Raw genomic sequence first — 16,868 nt, 5'->3', positions numbered from 1 at the left:
ACTAATCTTTAGCTATCCCAACGGATCGTCGAAAATCTGAACAAGTCATTGAGGGTGTGATTTGAGCGGTTCGTTGCAGAAAAATCCTAATATTATTACAGGAATATATCATGACTACATACCAAACAGCGATTGATGCAATCCGCGAATTAAAAGCGAAATTCGGTAACACTTGGGCAGACATCAGTCCTGAAGATGCTGCGCGTATGCAACTTCAAAACCGTTTCAAAACTGGTTTAGACATTGCGAAATATACAGCGGCAATTATGCGTCGTGATATGGCTGCTTATGATGCAGACTCTAGCAAATACACTCAATCACTAGGTTGCTGGCACGGTTTTATCGCGCAACAAAAAATGATTGCGAACAAAAAATACTTCGGTACAACTGAACGTCGCTACATCTACCTTTCTGGTTGGATGGTTGCAGCACTTCGTTCAGAATTCGGTCCACTTCCTGACCAATCTATGCACGAAAAAACTTCTGTTCCTGCATTGATCGAAGAAATCTACACTTTCTTACGTCAAGCTGACGCGAAAGAATTAAACGACTTGTTCCGTGCACTTAAAAAAGCACAAGAAGCGGGCGACACTGCTAAAGCAGCTGAAATCACTTCACAAATCGACAACTTCCAAACTCACGTTGTGCCAATTATTGCGGACATCGACGCTGGTTTCGGTAACGAAGAAGCGACTTACCTTTTAGCTAAGAAAATGATCGAAGCGGGTGCTTGTGCACTACAAATCGAAAACCAGGTTTCTGACGCGAAACAATGTGGTCACCAAGCTGGTAAAGTAACAGTTCCACACGAAGACTTCATCGCGAAAATCCACGCTCTTCGCTATGCATTCCTGGAAATGGGTCTTGACGACGGTATCATCGTTGCACGTACTGACTCTGAAGGTGCTGACTTGACTCAAAAAATCCCAGTGGTTAAAGAGCCAGGCGACATCGCTTCTCAATACATCAGCTACTTAGACACAACTGAAATCGACATTTCAGAAGCGCAAGAAGACGAAATCCTGATCAAGCGTGATGGTAAACTTCACCGTCCTAAACGTCTTGCTTCTGGTCTATACCAGTTCCGTGAAGGCACTCAAATTGATCGCGTTGTACTTGACTGTGTAACTAGCTTACAGAACGGTGCTGACCTTCTTTGGATCGAAACTGCGACGCCTAACGTTGCTGAAATCGCTCACATGGTTAACCGTGTACGTGAAACAATTCCAAATGCGAAACTTGTTTATAACAACTCGCCTTCGTTCAACTGGACTTTAAACTTCCGTCAACAAGCATATGACCGTTGGGTTGCTGAAGGTAAAGACGTTTCTGCTTACGACCGTGCTAAGTTAATGAGCGCTGAGTACGATGCAACTGAACTGGCTGCTGAAGCTGACGAAAAAGTTCGTACCTTCCAAGCTGATGCTGCTCGTGAAGCGGGTGTGTTCCATCACTTGATCACACTTCCGACTTACCACACAGCTGCGCTTTCTACTCATGAGCTTGCTCAAGGTTACTTCGGTACTGAAGGTATGTTGGCTTATGTTGCTGGCGTACAACGTAAAGAAATCCGCGGCGGTATCGCATGTGTTAAACACCAAGCAATGGCTGGTTCTGACATCGGTGATGACCACAAAGAAATCTTCGCTGGTGACAATGCATTGAAAGCTGGTGATGATTCTAAAAACACAATGAACCAGTTCAGCGCTTAATCCGCTTAATTGATTCACCAAAAAACCCTGCATCTGCAGGGTTTTTTGTTTGGAAAAATGCTATTAATAAATAGGGAAGAGCAATCTCAAGAACGTGCTCAAGAGGGATAATCCATAATTTCTCCATGATTGGTTTTTATCGCAGCTTTATGTGTTTAATTCTTGCATTCTAGTGCTATGTCACTGAATATTTGGATATAGCATGCTTATGTTCTGCATCAATTTACCCCTATTTAATTAAAAGTGACCCGGACTTATGCTGTCTAAATTTTTTATCCACCGCCCGATCTTTGCTGGGGTACTGGCGATTGTTGTCATGGCAATCGGCCTGTTCGCAGTGATGAACCTGCCAGTGGAACGTTATCCGGACATTGCCCCGCCAAGGATAACGGTGGCAGCAACTTATAGCGGCGCTTCTGCGGAAACTGTGGAAGAAAGCGTGACTCAAGTGCTGGAACAGCAAATCAAAGGCATTGATCATCTGCTGTATTTCAGTTCGAGTAGTGATTCTTCAGGACGCAGCCGGGTCAGCATTAGCTTTAAGAATGGTACCGATCCGGATACTGCACAGGTGCAGGTACAAAATGCGATTAATGGGGTACTAAACCGATTACCGGAAGATGTACAACGCCAAGGTGTCAATGTCTTTAAATCGCTCGGTGATACCCATATGGTAATTAGCCTGTATGATGAGTCGGGGCGCAGCAACAATATTGAACTTTCCGACTATCTGATGACCCATCTGGAACAGGACATTTCCCGGATTGAAGGCATTGGTGAGGTGGATGTTTTTGGTTCACAATATGCGATGCGGATCTGGCTGAATCCGGCAAAATTAAAACAATATAACCTGATGCCAAGTGATGTGCGTGCTGCGATTGAAGCCCAGAATACTCAGGTCGCTGCTGGTGCGATTGGTGATCTTCCAGCCATAGACGAGCAATACCTGAATGCCAAAGTTACTTCAGGTTCACGGCTAAAAACCGTGGAAGAATTCCAGAATATTATTGTCAAATCGGATCGTGCCGGCAGCTTTATTTATTTGAAAGATATTGCGCGGGTGGAACTGGGTGCTGAAAATTATCAATCTTATAGTACCAATAATGGTTATCCATCAGCAGGTCTGGGTATTTCACTGGCCTCAGGGGCCAATGCCATTGCCACCTCTAATCTGATTAAGGCTGAAATTGCCCATATTTCCCAGCAATTGCCTGAAGGCTATAAAATTGCTTACCCACGTGACAATACGCCTTTTGTACAAGAATCAATTAAAGAAGTGATCAAAACCCTGATCGAAGCCGTGATCTTGGTCATCATTGTGATGTTCATTTTCTTGCAGAACTGGCGTGCCACTTTGATTCCTACCGTGACTGTTCCAGTGGTGATTTTGGGTACCATGGCGGTGCTGTATGCACTGGGTATGAGTATCAACACCTTAACCTTATTTGCGCTGGTTCTGGCGATCGGCCTGTTGGTGGATGATGCGATTGTTGTGGTGGAAAACGTCGAACGGTTGATGCATGAAAAGCAACTGTCTGCCAAGGACGCGGCCCTGGAATCCATGCAGGAAATTAGTGGAGCACTGATCGGGATTACTTTGGTTTTGACCGCAGTCTTTATTCCGATGGCTTTCTTTGGTGGTTCAACTGGCGTGATCTATCGCCAATTTTCTATCACTTTGGTTGCGGCCATGTCGCTGTCCTTAATGGTGGCATTGATTCTAACCCCAGCATTGTGCGCGCTTATTCTAAAACCGAATCCTAAACCGGCAAAATGGGCATCCTGGTTTAACCAGAAACTGGATCATTTAAAACATCGTTATCTGAATTTGTCTAAACTCACGGTCCAGCGTCAGGCAATCTGTTTGCTGCTGTTTGCCGGATTGATCGGTGTGTTTGCGCTGTTCTATCGTGCCTTGCCGACCAGTTTCTTACCGAGTGAGGATCAGGGGATCTTAAGCTTGCAAATCAAATTGCAGGAAGGCGCTCCGATGAAAAATACCATTCAGATCGGTGAAGAAGTCCGTAAGTATTTTCTAGATCAGGAACAAGCTAATGTCAATCTGGTGATGATCCGTTATGGGCGAAATTTCTCTGGAACTGGTCAGAACCTCGCGACCGGTTTTGTAGCGTTGAAACATTGGGATGAGCGTTCCGGTCAGGACAATACTGCACAAGCGATTCGTGAACGGGCCTTGAAGCATTTCCAGAGTAATCGCAATGCACAAATTAATGTGTCCATGCCAGCTTCAGTCAATGGTTTGGGACAAACCGATGGTCTGGATTTCTGGATTCGAGACATCAATGGCAATGGTCGGCAATATCTGGAACAACAGTTTAAAGCACTGGAAGCTCGTGCCGGCAACTATACAAGCTTTGAAAATCTGGGCAAACGTTCTAATCCTGACAAAGCAGAACTACGTGTCAATATTGACCAGAAACAGGCCATGGCCAATGGTCTGACTCAATCGGCGATTAACAGTACCTTATCCAGTGCCTGGGGCGGCAGTTATATTAATGACTTTATTGATCGCGGCCGGATTAAACGGGTGATCATGCAGGGTGATGCAGAATTCCGTTCCAAGCCGGAAGATCTGGCGCAGTGGCATGTGCGAAATGACCAGAATCAGATGGTGCCTTTCAGCAACTTCTCGCAAGTGGGCTGGAGTGGTGGCCCTGAAGTGGTCAACCGCTTTATGGGGTATACCGCATTGCAAATGGAAGCGGATCGGGCCAAAGACAGCAGTTCCGGTCAGGCCATGCAGGATGTGGAAGCTTTGATTGCCGAGCAGGACGGAGTCGATGTGGTCTGGAGCGGTCTTTCCTTTGAGGAAAAACAGTCCAATAATCAGGCGATCTGGCTGTATCTGATTTCAATTGGCTTTATTTTTCTGTGTCTGGCGGCTTTATATGAAAGCTGGAGCATTCCAACCGCCGTGATGTCGGCAATTCCACTGGGGATTGGCGGCAATATTATTTTTAGTTATCTGGCTGGTTTCCCGAATGATATCTATTTCCAGATTGCCTTGCTGACCACCATCGGTCTGTCCTGTAAGAATGCTATTTTGATTGTAGAATTTGCTTCATTAGCGCAGCAGCAAGGTAAATCGGTAGTAGAAGCCGCACTAGAAGGTGCGTCTTTGCGACTACGTCCGATCTTGATGACTTCTTTGGCCTTTGGCGCCGGAATTTTACCGCTGGTCTTTGCTACAGGGGCAGGTGCGGTAAGTCGTCAGGAAATTGGGGTGAGTGTATTTGGTGGTGTCATTTTTGGAACATTGCTGGTGCTGATTTTTATTCCATTTATGTATGTTTTGATTCGCCAACTCATCATCAAAAAATCGCGTGCTTAAAACAAAGGAAAACTCTAGAGCTTAAAAATCCCCGTTTATACGGGGATTTTTTTATCGTTAAAATTTATCCGATAGCTGGTTGCGTTTTCAGCATGGTGTGAAAATTGCTATAGAAATCATCTATTCATACAAGAATGCGTCGTGAGAATGCATCTGATGGGGATTTTTATTCATGTTGTCACGCTTTTTTATTTATCGACCTAAATTTGCAACCGTGATTGCCATTATCATGATGGTATTAGGAATTTTTGCACTGCAAAAAATTCCGATTGAGCATATGCCGAATATGGATGCACCTGCGTTAGGTGTTTCTGCGGGGTATCGTGGTGCATCTGCGGAAACCGTTGAGCAATCAGTCACGCAAATTTTAGAACAAGCGATAAAAGGCATTGAAGGTTTGGAAAGCTTTCAGTCCAACAGTAGCGTGGGGCGTGCAAATCTGGCCCTGTCGTTTGAGCAAGGCGTGGATCTCGATCAGGCATTGTTGCAAGTGCAAAATGCGGTCAATGGTGTGCTAAGTCGATTGCCTGAAGAAACCCAGCAAAATGGAGTGGCTGTTTATAAACAAGGTTATGATCAATTTGCATTACTGAGTTTATATGATGAATCAGGGAAGGCGACACCTACAGAGCTTGCTGACTATTTAATGGTGCATGTCGAACCGCGTTTTTCCCGTATTGACGGGATGGGTGAAGTGGAACTTTATGGCGCAGGCTATGCGATGCGCATTTGGCTCAATCCACATAAACTACGCCAATTTAATTTGATGCCGAGTGATATTCGCAATGCAGTCGAGACACAAAATGCACCACTTGTGTCTGGTTCTATTGGTGGATTACCGACAACACAAGATCAATACATGAATGCCAAGGTCAGTGCGGGATCACGTTTAAGTAGCATTGATGAATTTGAAGAAATCATTGTGAAGACAACAGATTCAGGTTCAGTACTGTACTTGAAAGATGTTGCACGTGTTGAGTTAGGGGCAGAAAGTTATAACCATTTAAATTATACCAACGGTCATTTATCCGCTGCATTATCGATTCAATTGGCGCCACGGAGTAATGCCATTGCGGTTTCAGAGCAGATGCAAACGGTATTGAAAAATGCCCAAGCCAATTTGCCTGCACATTATCAATTGCGTATGACTATGGACAGAACCCCATTTATTACCAGTTCAATTGAACAAGTCGCGAAAACTTTGGTCGAAGCGATGGTACTGGTGGTCTTGGTGATGTTTATCTTCCTGCAAAACTGGCGCGCTACTATTATTCCTGCAGTCACGATTCCGATTGTAGTTTTAGCCACATTTGCGGTGCTGTATGTATTGGGAATGAGCTTAAACAGTTTTACCTTGTTTGCCCTGATTTTGGCGATTGGTCTGTTGGTTGATGATGCCATTGTGGTCATGGAAAATATTGAACGTTTAATGCATGAAGAACATTTGGATGCTCAGGCTGCAGCTTTAAAGTCAATGAAGGAAATTAGCGGTGCATTGATCGGGATTACATTGGTCTTAACTGCTGTATTTATTCCCATGGCATTTTTTGGCAGTATGACAGGGGTCATCTATCGTCAGTTTTCCATCACGTTGGTCGTGGCAATGCTACTTTCTTTATTGGTGGCACTTATCATCACCCCTACATTTGCAGCGCAACTGCTAAAGCGTCAACCACATCAACCAAAATGGGCACAGCGTTTTAATCGTGGCATGGATAAGCTCACCATACGTTACCAAAAGCTTTCTGCACGTAGCATGCAGTTTAAAATGACGATGTTGGCTGTATTTAGTATATGTGTTTTAGGCTTTGGCTGGCTTTATAAAACCTTGCCCGAAGGGCTAATGCCAACGGAAGATATGGGCTTTGTCATGGGTCAAATTGTGATGCCGGGCAATGCACCACGTTCTGAGATAGAAAAAGTAGGGCGTGAAGTCCAGGACTATTTAATGCAACATGAATCTGAGCGCATTCAAAGCATTGGGATTTGGTATAGCGGAAACAATGTTGGGGTTGGGCCTTATCGTGGTCAGCTATTTGTCGTATTAAAGGACTGGGCAGCGCGTAAAAATCCTGAAGATACCGTCTTTGGTATTGTAGATCGTGCACAAAAGCACTTTGCCAATCATACCAATGCCCAGATTTTCTTTATGGCACCTTCTATGTCAAGTAATGGACGTGTGGTCGACTTCTGGTTACAAGATCTAGATTCACGGGGTAGCGAGTTTTTACAGCAATCCTTCTCTGAGATTGAAACTCGTGCCAAAGCAAAATCATCGATTGAATATTTACAACTTGATGTACCCAAAGAAAGTGCCGAGCTGAATATTAAACTGGATGTAGAACGTTTACTCAAATATGCCGTACCTCAGCAAAGTTTTAATAGTACGTTGGCTGCGGCTTGGAGTGGTACTTATATCAACGACTTTATTGATCGTGGACAAATCAAACGGGTCATCATGCAAGGCGAAGCGGAGTTCCGTTCTAAACCTGAAGATTTGGCACATTGGCATGTTCGTAATAGCACAGGCGAAATGTTATCGTTTAATCAATTCACTACGCTGAATTGGCAAGGTGGACCGAATAGTATCAACCGTTATATGGGCTATAACGCCGTGCCTGTATATGCAGGTATTCCCAAAGATCAATTTTCGAGTCAAACCATGCAAGATGTCGAAGCTTTAGTCGATGAACAAGACGGAGTAAATTTGGCCTGGAGTGGAGCCGCCTTAGAAGAAAAACGTAGCAGTGGGCAAGCTATTTTCTTGTATCTAATTTCGATTGCCTTTATTTTCTTATGTTTAACGGCACTCTATGAAAGCTGGACGATTCCTGCTGTGGTGTTGACCGCGATTCCTCTGGGCGTGGGAGGAAGTATTCTGTTCTGTGTCTGGTTTGGTTTTGCGAACGATATTTACTTTCATATCGCCTTGCTGACGACTATCGGTCTGTCCTGTAAAAATGCAATTTTGATTGTAGAATTTGCTGCACAAGCAGAGCGGGCAGGTCATACTCCGGTTCAGGCCGCGATACTGGCCGCGGGCTTACGCTTGCGTCCTATTCTCATGACCTCCATTGCATTTGCAGCGGGCGTACTGCCTTTGATGTTTGCCACCGGCGTCAGTGCAATCAGCCGGCAGGAGATTGGCAGTAGTGTTTTTGGTGGGGTGCTATTTGCCACTGTCCTGGTACTGCTGTTTATTCCCTTTATGTATGTATTGATTCGTAGTCTGATGATTAAAAAAACGGTTTCTCAATCAGTGGTGATAGAGCATCCATCTTTAGAAAGTGAACAAGCCTGACTCAGTCAGGCTTTTTTCTGGCTAAATATCGAGGAATTGATTTATACAAAAAATATCGTCATATTGCAGCATGATCATTAAAATTATTCACATGAAAAATTAGGATACATAGGGATCAGGACAAACCTCTCTTGAATGCCAGACTTTTATAATGAGCTGCTTATGCCGACAATTTCAGAAAAAATCCAGCATATCCAACAACAATTGCATTCTGAAAATCACAACATTGCTGTAGGTTTACTCAGTCAGCTGAATGTCGCCGATCAGGCGCGCATTTTAAGTCGTTTAGATGCTCGGCAACAGGCCCGAATTTTAAAGGAACTGAATGAACCTAGCTTGGTCTATGCTTTTATGCCCCTAGGGCAGCAGTTAAACGTGGCACAGCACTTATCTATTTCAGAACTTGTTCCTATTCTGGATGCAATGCCTTCTGATGATTTTGTCGATATTTATAAGCAGTTTTCGCCGCCGCTACAGCTGCAATTGATGGGCGCATTATCTGAAGAATCCCAGCAGACACTCAAAGATCTGGCCATCTATCCGGAAGGTACAGCGGGTGCCATGATGAGCTCACGTTTTGTGACGCTCTCACCCGATTTAACCATGGATGAAGCGATAAAGGCTTTACGTGTGGTGGCCGCCGGGCAGGAAACCCTGTATCTGATATATATTGTCGATGCAGAAAAACGGCTGATCGGTGTGATTTCCTTAAGGCAGATCATACAGGCCTTACCTGAGCTGAGCATTGCCAAAGTGATGCAGCGTGACGTCATTTCTGCTCAGGTAACAGATGATCAGGAGATTGTGGCCCGAGCTTTAGCCTACTATGATTTTATTGCTCTGCCTGTGGTTGATGCGCAGCAAAAACTCTTAGGAATTGTCACCTATGACGATGCTATGGATATTGTCGAGGCCGAAACCACCGAAGATATTTTAAAGTCGGGTGCAGTAACGCCATTGATTGAGTTGAGCCTCAAAACTGCCCCGATTTTGACCCTGTATCAGAAGCGGGTCTTTTGGCTGGTCATTCTGGTTTTTGGCAGTCTGCTCTCTGGAATCGGGATTGCACACTTTGAAGAGATCATTGCCGCACATATCGTGCTGGTATTTTTCTTACCACTTTTGGTGGGTAGTGGTGGGAATGCCGGTTCGCAATCAGCCACCTTGATGGTGCGTGCCTTGGCCACAGGCGATGTCGAGTTCAAGGACTGGTTTAACCTGCTTAGTCGTGAATCGCTGGTGGCACTATGTTTAGGTGGCACCATGGCGATTGCGGTATCCATTCTGGGTTATATTCGGGGAGATATTATGGTGGCAGTGGTGCTGGCCATCAGTATGCTCGGAATTGTGTTGATGGGCTGTCTGATTGGCATGAGTCTGCCTTTTATTTTAAATAAACTCAAACTTGATCCTGCCAGTGCTTCGGCGCCGTTGGTGACTTCCATCTGCGATGCTACTGGTGTGATTCTGTATTTATTTGTGGCTTCCAAATTATTGTTTTAATTCACAGATTGATACATCAGAGTATAAAAAATACTTTATGCTCAAGAAAATCAGCATTATTTCTGGAATAACCTATGCCTGAGTCTGGACAAAAACCAAAACTAAGCCAACAAGAGGTGATACGTCTGGAACGTGATCTGGCCAAGTTTGCCAATATGATGGATTCCGTGGTGCGTATTCCATTTACCAAGCAAGGGGTGGGGGCAGACGCGGCTTTGAGTACGATTCCGGTTGCTGGAGATATTGCCGGTTTTGTACTGACCTGTTATGCCATTCATAAGGCCAAACAGATTGGGGTGCCGAGTGCCAAACTCAATCCAGTGATGAAAATGGCGGCGATCGATGCGGTAGTAGGATTTATTCCGGTGGCAGGCACGGTCTTTGATATTTTTATTCGGCCCAGTCGCAAAGCGCTCGATGTCGTGCACCTGCATATTCGCGAGGAATATCAGATTAATAGCGATCGACATGTGGTGCATCCATTTTTGCATGAAAGTCTGGAACGCAAACAACAGCAATCAGCATTCTGGCGCAATCCCGTGGTGGCCTGGATCTGGATTCATATCCCCGATATTTTAGGTACTTTATTCCTGATTGTATTTGTCTTCGCGATCGGGTGGGGTGCTATGGCGCTGTATCAATGGTTCAGCCAATGATAGGTCAGCTAAAGAATAATTGAATCCAATAAAAAAAGCCTGCAATTGCAGGCTTTTTTTGAATCAAAAATAAAGTTTTACTTAAGCACAATCAAGTTGTTGCAATGCAGCGACACGTTGTTCGATGCTTGGATGCGTCTGGAACAATGCAGCAAGGCTAAAGCCTTCTTCTTTACCCGCAGAAATCGCAAATGCTTTCATTTCTTTCGGCATGGCATCCGGCATTTCAGATTCTGCCTGTAAGCGCAGTAATGCTGAAATCATGGCTTGTTTACCTGCCAAACGTGCGCCTGCTTCATCAGCACGGTATTCACGGTGACGAGAGAACCACATCACAATCGACGATGCCAAGATACCGAACACGATATCTAGCACAATAGTAATCACAAAATAGGCAATACCCGGAGCTTCACCTTCTTCACGACCAAAGACATTGCGGTCAATAAAATCACCCGCGACACGTGCGAAGAACATCACGAAGGCGTTCACAACACCTTGGATCAGTGCCAGAGTGACCATGTCGCCATTGGCAACGTGACCAATCTCATGCGCCAATACTGCACGAAGTTCGTCTTTGTTCATACGCTCAAGCAAGCCGGTTGATACCGCAACGAGAGCATCGTTTTTGTTCCAGCCAGTGGCAAAGGCATTCGACTGGTAAGAAGGGAAAATACCCACTTCCGGCATTTTAATGCCCGCACGCTGAGAAAGTTGTGAAACTTCTTGGAGCAACCAGGCTTCAGCTTGGTTACGAGGTGCATTCGGGTCAATCAGTTCAGTACCCGTGGTCTTTTTCGCCATCCATTTAGACATGAACAGGGAAATCATTGAGCCGACCATACCGAACACAAAACAGATGACCAACAGGTTGCCTAGATTCAAGCCACCTGCGCCATGGTAACTACCGACACCGAAGAGTGACAAGATAATGCCAGCTACAACCAGTACCGCGAGGTTGGTTAGCAAGAACAAACCAATCCGCATCATTGAGAAATCCTCTTATTACAGAAAAATAATCTGATTATTAAATGTAAATCATTGAAATCAATATGCGGTGAAATCGAGAAGAATTCAAGGAAAAAATAGCATTTGGCTACAAAAAACACAGGATATTTTTTGTACAAATAAAAACATAGGTCTTTAAAAACAAAGCTGTTTAGGAATTATTCACTTAAATATATTTTTGCAGATGCTGACGCATTGGCGGTGGCATAAGAGCCTGCCGGTGCATCGGTGAAACTGCCATCCGCTTGAGCAATGATCTGACGCTGATACTTGGCAGCCTGAATATTGGAAGCTGTGGTGGTTCCAGTCGAATAATTGTCAGAACTGGCAATCACACGGCCAGTATCAGAAGATGCTGTATAGGCAGCACTAGCATTGCCAATTCCTTGGGCATATAAGTTCTGATAACGGCTGCTGACACGACGGACATAGTCCTGAGTTTCACGAAACGGTGGCACACCCTTATATTTGGCGACATTGCCTTCACCGGCATTATAGCCTGCCAGTGCCAAGGTGGTATTACCATTAAACCGTTTTAATAACCAGGCCAGATATTTGGCGCCTGCCATAATATTCTGCTGCGGGTCATAAGCGTTGCTGACATTAAAACGACGGGCAGTCGCCGGCATGAGTTGCATTAAGCCCTGTGCACCGACTGGAGAGCGTGCCTGTACATTAAAACCGGATTCGGTATGCATCACGGCTTTAATCAAGCCTTCAGACACGCCATAGGTTTGTGCTGCCTGACGAATAATCGAGTCATAGGCATTTTTATTTCTACTATAGCTAGGCAATACAGAAGCTTCACTCGAGCCCCAGTTGCTATAACTGTGAATATTGCTGTCTGGATAATAGGTTTTCTTTTCTACCTGTAGATGGTTATAGCGACTTTTCTTATTGGTCAATAAAGTACTGCCATTACTGTCACGTAACTGATAGATCGTTTGACCGGCATAAGCAAAGTGACAACAGCTTGCCAATAGCAAACCACTGATCCCATAACGCCCCAAAACATGCACATTTATTTTCATTGTTTATATTAAGTAAACACAAGCGAGATAAATTTAATAAAGAGTTTAACAAAAAATTACGGAATGAAAAGACTTGTGCGCTGCATTTATAAACGAGTTTGTAAATGCAAGTCATTTTTTACATTTTAGCAGTAGAAAAAAAAATATGATTTAATTTAAAACCTTAGGCTTGACAGAGTTAACTAATTGATTTTTATTAACAATTAAATTGATCAAAAAATGATCAATTTAAAGAAAAGCCTTATCTTTTGAGCCGGACAAGTTGTCAAGTCTGTTTCAATCCACAAAGTTATCCACAGCTTTTGTGGACAACTGTGGAAAAGTCCAAAAGATAAGCATCTTGACTAAAAAATGAACGCAATCGTTCAATATATCAATCTAAATAAAACATGAAAATGAAACTAATAAGACATTTTCATGAAAATAAATTCTTTTGATGCGATAGCGGTCCGAATCGGCTAAAATTGCGCGGTATTTTTTTTATGGGTTAATCTCGTCTATGTACTCGCCAGTTGAGTCTGAACAAGGATTTAATTTCAAACCTGAACTGCCAACAAGCTCAGCCTACTACCGTTTGTTGAAGAAGCTTCGCCGCCAGGTCGGACATGCCATTCGTGACTTCAAGATGATTGAAGAAGGCGATAAGGTCATGGTGTGTATTTCTGGTGGTAAAGACAGTTATACCCTGTTGGATATCCTGCTACAGTTCAAGCGCATCGCACCGATCAATTTCGATGTAGTGGCTGTGAATCTGGACCAGAAACAGCCAGGCTTCCCGGAAGATGTATTACCGCGTTATTTAGAAGAAAATAACATTCCGTATTACATTTTGGAAAAAGACACCTACAGCATCACCAAAAAGTTGACGCCTGAAGGTAAAACCTACTGTGCAGTCTGTTCGCGTTTGCGTCGTGGTTCTTTATACGGTTTTGCGCAGGAAATTGGCGCGACCAAAGTTGCTTTAGGCCATCACCGTGATGATATCCTGGCGACTTTCTTCCTGAACCTGTTCCATGGCGGCAGCTTGAAAGCTATGCCACCAAAACTGTTGTCTTCAGACAAAAAGAACATTCTGATTCGTCCACTGGCCTATGTGGAAGAAAAAGACATCATTAAATATGCAGAAATGCGTCAATTTCCAATTATTCCATGTAATTTATGTGGCTCTCAGGACAACCTGCAGCGCGCAATTATCAATGACATGTTACGTGATTGGGATAAAGCACATCCAAAACGTCTGCACAGCATTTTTGGCGCATTGCAAAATGTTTCGCCATCGCAGCTGGTCGATCGTGAATTATTTGATTTTGAAGTGCTGGACAGCCAGCGTGAATTCGACTTCAAAGGCGGTGATTCAACTGAAGAAGCTGTGGAAGGCGAGAACCGCCGGATCAATATGGTCAATCTGGGCTTTGCTGCAGACTAATTTTAGAACGTGTAGACATCAGCCTGCGGGTTGATGTCTGCTTATAAACATAAATAAAAATAGAACTACAAAAATTGAACGGCGCGTACAAAATTCGTTAGCCTTTGCGCTAATGATCATGATATAACAAAGCACAAGCATAATAGCTTCAACATGATGTCGTCTGGATAGTCGACACAAATGAACAAATAATTTGAGGAAAGATCATGCCTGCTTTTTTAACTGATGATTGGTTTTCAACTGTAGAAACTCTAACTGCGCAAGCTGGCGATTTGAATTTGCCACCAGCTTTGGCGAACCTTGCGATTAATTTGGTTGTAGCGGACACTACAGGTAATACTGAACTATCTTTAGATGGTGGGGCAATCAAGAAAGGTTTGTCTTCAAATGCCAAAACCACGCTGAATATGGATGGCGAAACTCTACGTAAAGTTTTCCTGGAATTTGATATGGCTGCTGCGATGCAGGCCTTCATGACCGGCAAAATCAAAGTACAGGGTGATATGTCACAATTGATGGCACTTCAAACTGCAAAGCCAAGTCAGGAACAAAAAGATTTGTTCAAGAAAGTGCTTGAAAATACTACGGCTTAATTCTGCTAAGACATTAGCCTGAATGAAGACCAAAAAAGCTTACCCTGAGGTAAGCTTTTTTTATGGCATTTTGATTAACGCTAAGGTTTCAGCTTAGATATTCACCAATTGTGGTGTGGTCTTGATATGCTCCAGATAAGCACGAATACGGGTCACATATTGTACCGCTTGACGGTAGCGACCATTATTGGCTTTATTTTGATCCAGATAGGCATATAAATTCACCCAGTTATTCGGGTTCTTGCCTTGCGACTGAATGCGCTTTTGCAACTGATTCACTGCACCTGGGCCCATATTATAAGCCACCAGTGCAAACCAGTTTCGATCTGGAAAAGGAATATGATCATAGCGACTAAGCATTTGATCATAATACTTGGCACCACCCTGAATGCTTTGAGCCGGATCAGTACGGTTACTCACGCCCATTGCTTTGGCTGTACTGTTGGTCAGCATCATCAAACCACGCACACCCGTCGGAGAAACTGAATTCGGTTTCAGATAAGATTCCTGATAACCAATGGCCGCCAGTAAATGCCAATCCAGGTCATACTGCTGCGCTGTCTGTTTAAAACTCGCTTCATAGATCGGCAGACGGTTGTTCAAATCACGTTGAATGGTGGTCCAAGATTCCTCTTTCACCACATTCTGATTATAAAATGAAGCAAGCTGCTTGATGGCACCACTTTGTTTGCCTTTGCAGACAAAAGCACTGGCCGTCTGGCTCAAAGGATCTGTAGCAGATTTAAACACCAGATTTAAATTGGTATTCAAGCCATTACTCGACAGAATAGATTCATCGCCACAAGTGGCTGAGAATGACGTCAAACGCTTATTTTCAATGGTGCGTATATCAGTAGTCGTCATGGCCAGATTGGCTTTACCCTGAGCAACCCATTGTAGTGCCGTATTATTATCAGGAACGATTTTAAAATCGAGCTTTACATTCAAATTGTTGGCATAGTTACGAACCAGATCATAACCGAAGCCATGTAGATGTTGTCCATCCTGAAATACGGTGGTCGGATTTTCAACCGCAACTACGGTCAACTTATTACTATTGACCACATGATCAAACTGAAGTGTGGTCTTACTTGCATTGATACTGTGTAGGGGAATAAATGCAGTGCTCAGTACAAGTGCTTTCAAAGGGAGAGAAGAAATTACAGATCTTAGGCAAAGCCTCGACCCAGTGGATGAACTACTGTGCATGTTGTCTCCGCTACAAGTAATTTATGCCCTAAAAATCACAGCCAACAAAGCCAGAAATTTTAACAGTTTGATAAATTCAATAAGGGTTGGGCAGTCATGACGTCATTCAAAATGACAAGAGATTTAAAGATAATTATGTAGAAAAACTACATAGATTAAAAAGTAAGCATTTCCGGAAGTTGGTGGCATATTAATGATCTAAAAAACGATTGTCAAATTTTGTACACAAATTATTTTTAAAAATAATTTTAAGGTATTGAAATATAAAGTTAATTTTTTTGGAATTTTGCCATTGTGTTAAAATGGTAAATAAAATAAGCTGTTTGTAAGTTAAAACACTGAAAATATGATCAGCAAGACGTATGAAATCCAACTTAATCACCCGTGCTGGACACGATAAATTGGTGGCAGAACTTAAGAATCTCTGGCATGAAGAGCGTCCTGAAATTACCAAAAAAGTGAACTGGGCAGCCAGTCTCGGCGACCGTTCTGAAAACGCAGACTACCAATATAACAAGCAAATTTTGCGTAAAATTGATCGACGGGTCAGGTATCTCGGCAAGCGCCTCGAAGAACTGAAAATCATCGATTTTTCCCCGGAGCAGGAGGGTAAGGTTTATTTTGGTGCCTGGGTGGACATTGAAAATGAAGAAGGTGAACAAAAAACTTTACGTATTGTCGGTGTAGATGAAATTTATGATCATCATCCGCAGCATATTTCGATCAGTTCACCGATGGCACGCGCGTTATTAGGCAAGCAGGTCGATGATGAGGCCGAGGTATTGACCCCCTCCGGCAAGAAACTTTGGTTCATCAACTCAATTCGTTATGAAAAGCCAGAAAATTCAGCAGATTAATGTAATTGATTTTATTTTGTGCAGTTGATGCAGTGAAAGCATAAAAATATTTGCCAAGCATGATTTTTGTTTATATCATGTCGGCCATGGAAGCGTGGCAGAGCGGTTTAATGCACCGGTCTTGAAAACCGACGAGGGTGTGAGTCCTCCGTGAGTTCGAATCTCACCGCTTCCGCCAAATTTTAAAAACCCAGTCAATTTGACTGGGTTTTTTATGTCTGAA

11 protein-coding genes and 1 tRNA gene are annotated in these 16,868 nt (G+C 43.6%); 9 read left to right on the top strand and 3 right to left on the bottom strand.

Features of this window, described 5'->3' with window-relative positions:
* Window positions 1-110: 110 nt before the first annotated feature.
* The 5 genes from FTT86_RS01910 to FTT86_RS01890 all read left to right on the top strand — a co-directional run bounded on the left by FTT86_RS01910 (window position 111) and on the right by FTT86_RS01890 (window position 10,524).
* On the top strand, window positions 111-1,712 hold the full coding sequence (locus tag FTT86_RS01910; RefSeq protein WP_180180438.1) for an isocitrate lyase: 1,602 nt from the start codon (window positions 111-113) through the stop codon (window positions 1,710-1,712).
* A 256-nt stretch (window positions 1,713-1,968) separates the two neighbouring features.
* Window positions 1,969-5,064, top strand: a complete 3,096-nt coding sequence (locus FTT86_RS01905) for a multidrug efflux RND transporter permease subunit (RefSeq protein ID WP_180180437.1) — start codon at window positions 1,969-1,971, stop codon at window positions 5,062-5,064.
* A gap of 172 nt (window positions 5,065-5,236) precedes the next feature.
* Window positions 5,237-8,365, top strand: a complete 3,129-nt coding sequence (locus FTT86_RS01900) for an efflux RND transporter permease subunit (RefSeq protein ID WP_180180436.1) — start codon at window positions 5,237-5,239, stop codon at window positions 8,363-8,365.
* A 162-nt stretch (window positions 8,366-8,527) separates the two neighbouring features.
* Window positions 8,528-9,868, top strand: a complete 1,341-nt coding sequence (mgtE, locus tag FTT86_RS01895; protein ID WP_180180435.1) for a magnesium transporter — start codon at window positions 8,528-8,530, stop codon at window positions 9,866-9,868.
* Window positions 9,869-9,942: 74 nt separating this feature from the next.
* Window positions 9,943-10,524: a DUF4112 domain-containing protein gene (locus tag FTT86_RS01890; RefSeq protein WP_004280542.1), complete on the top strand. Its 582-nt coding sequence runs from the start codon at window positions 9,943-9,945 to the stop codon at window positions 10,522-10,524.
* 81 nt (window positions 10,525-10,605) lie between these two features.
* On the opposite strand, the gene htpX is transcribed toward FTT86_RS01890, so the two are convergent.
* Both htpX and FTT86_RS01880 read right to left on the bottom strand, forming a co-directional pair.
* Complete coding sequence (gene htpX / locus FTT86_RS01885) at window positions 10,606-11,511, bottom strand: protease HtpX (RefSeq protein ID WP_180180434.1); 906 nt, start codon at window positions 11,509-11,511, stop codon at window positions 10,606-10,608.
* 176 nt (window positions 11,512-11,687) lie between these two features.
* Entirely contained in the window at window positions 11,688-12,560 is an 873-nt protein-coding gene (locus FTT86_RS01880) for a lytic transglycosylase domain-containing protein (RefSeq protein ID WP_180180433.1), read from the bottom strand.
* A 499-nt stretch (window positions 12,561-13,059) separates the two neighbouring features.
* Between FTT86_RS01880 and ttcA the strand changes: the two genes are divergently transcribed.
* Together ttcA and FTT86_RS01870 are read left to right on the top strand one after the other, a co-directional pair.
* Window positions 13,060-13,986 carry a tRNA 2-thiocytidine(32) synthetase TtcA gene (gene ttcA / locus FTT86_RS01875; protein WP_004280538.1) on the top strand — a complete coding sequence of 309 codons (927 nt, stop codon included), beginning with the start codon at window positions 13,060-13,062 and terminating at the stop codon, window positions 13,984-13,986.
* A gap of 206 nt (window positions 13,987-14,192) precedes the next feature.
* Window positions 14,193-14,579 carry an SCP2 sterol-binding domain-containing protein gene (locus FTT86_RS01870; RefSeq protein ID WP_004280536.1) on the top strand — a complete coding sequence of 129 codons (387 nt, stop codon included), beginning with the start codon at window positions 14,193-14,195 and terminating at the stop codon, window positions 14,577-14,579.
* 93 nt (window positions 14,580-14,672) lie between these two features.
* On the opposite strand, the gene FTT86_RS01865 is transcribed toward FTT86_RS01870, so the two are convergent.
* Window positions 14,673-15,788 (bottom strand): transglycosylase SLT domain-containing protein, encoded by a 1,116-nt coding sequence (locus tag FTT86_RS01865; RefSeq protein ID WP_153566826.1) that lies wholly within the window; start codon window positions 15,786-15,788, stop codon window positions 14,673-14,675.
* Window positions 15,789-16,150: 362 nt separating this feature from the next.
* On the opposite strand from FTT86_RS01865, the gene greB reads away from it, so the two are divergent.
* Together greB and FTT86_RS01855 are read left to right on the top strand one after the other, a co-directional pair.
* On the top strand, window positions 16,151-16,645 hold the full coding sequence (gene greB / locus FTT86_RS01860; RefSeq protein WP_004645740.1) for a transcription elongation factor GreB: 495 nt from the start codon (window positions 16,151-16,153) through the stop codon (window positions 16,643-16,645).
* An 88-nt stretch (window positions 16,646-16,733) separates the two neighbouring features.
* A tRNA-Ser gene (locus tag FTT86_RS01855) sits at window positions 16,734-16,823 on the top strand.
* Window positions 16,824-16,868 lie beyond the last annotated feature (45 nt).

It is taken from the genome of Acinetobacter sp. YH01021 (assembly GCF_013420255.1).
GTDB lineage: Bacteria > Pseudomonadota > Gammaproteobacteria > Pseudomonadales > Moraxellaceae > Acinetobacter.
Note: the sequence above shows the minus strand (reverse complement) of the source record. Positions and strands in the feature narration are given on the sequence as shown.

Bases quoted from the DNA above. Each gene is read 5' to 3' on its own strand.
- FTT86_RS01910 (WP_180180438.1), top strand. From the start codon at position 111: ATGACTACATACCAAACAGCGATTGATGCAATCCGCGAATTAAAAGCG.
- FTT86_RS01905 (WP_180180437.1), top strand. From the start codon at position 1,969: ATGCTGTCTAAATTTTTTATCCACCGCCCGATCTTTGCTGGGGTACTG.
- FTT86_RS01900 (WP_180180436.1), top strand. From the start codon at position 5,237: ATGTTGTCACGCTTTTTTATTTATCGACCTAAATTTGCAACCGTGATT.
- mgtE (WP_180180435.1), top strand. From the start codon at position 8,528: ATGCCGACAATTTCAGAAAAAATCCAGCATATCCAACAACAATTGCAT.
- FTT86_RS01890 (WP_004280542.1), top strand. From the start codon at position 9,943: ATGCCTGAGTCTGGACAAAAACCAAAACTAAGCCAACAAGAGGTGATA.
- htpX (WP_180180434.1), bottom strand. From the start codon at position 11,511: ATGATGCGGATTGGTTTGTTCTTGCTAACCAACCTCGCGGTACTGGTT.
- FTT86_RS01880 (WP_180180433.1), bottom strand. From the start codon at position 12,560: ATGAAAATAAATGTGCATGTTTTGGGGCGTTATGGGATCAGTGGTTTG.
- ttcA (WP_004280538.1), top strand. From the start codon at position 13,060: ATGTACTCGCCAGTTGAGTCTGAACAAGGATTTAATTTCAAACCTGAA.
- FTT86_RS01870 (WP_004280536.1), top strand. From the start codon at position 14,193: ATGCCTGCTTTTTTAACTGATGATTGGTTTTCAACTGTAGAAACTCTA.
- FTT86_RS01865 (WP_153566826.1), bottom strand. From the start codon at position 15,788: ATGCACAGTAGTTCATCCACTGGGTCGAGGCTTTGCCTAAGATCTGTA.
- greB (WP_004645740.1), top strand. From the start codon at position 16,151: ATGAAATCCAACTTAATCACCCGTGCTGGACACGATAAATTGGTGGCA.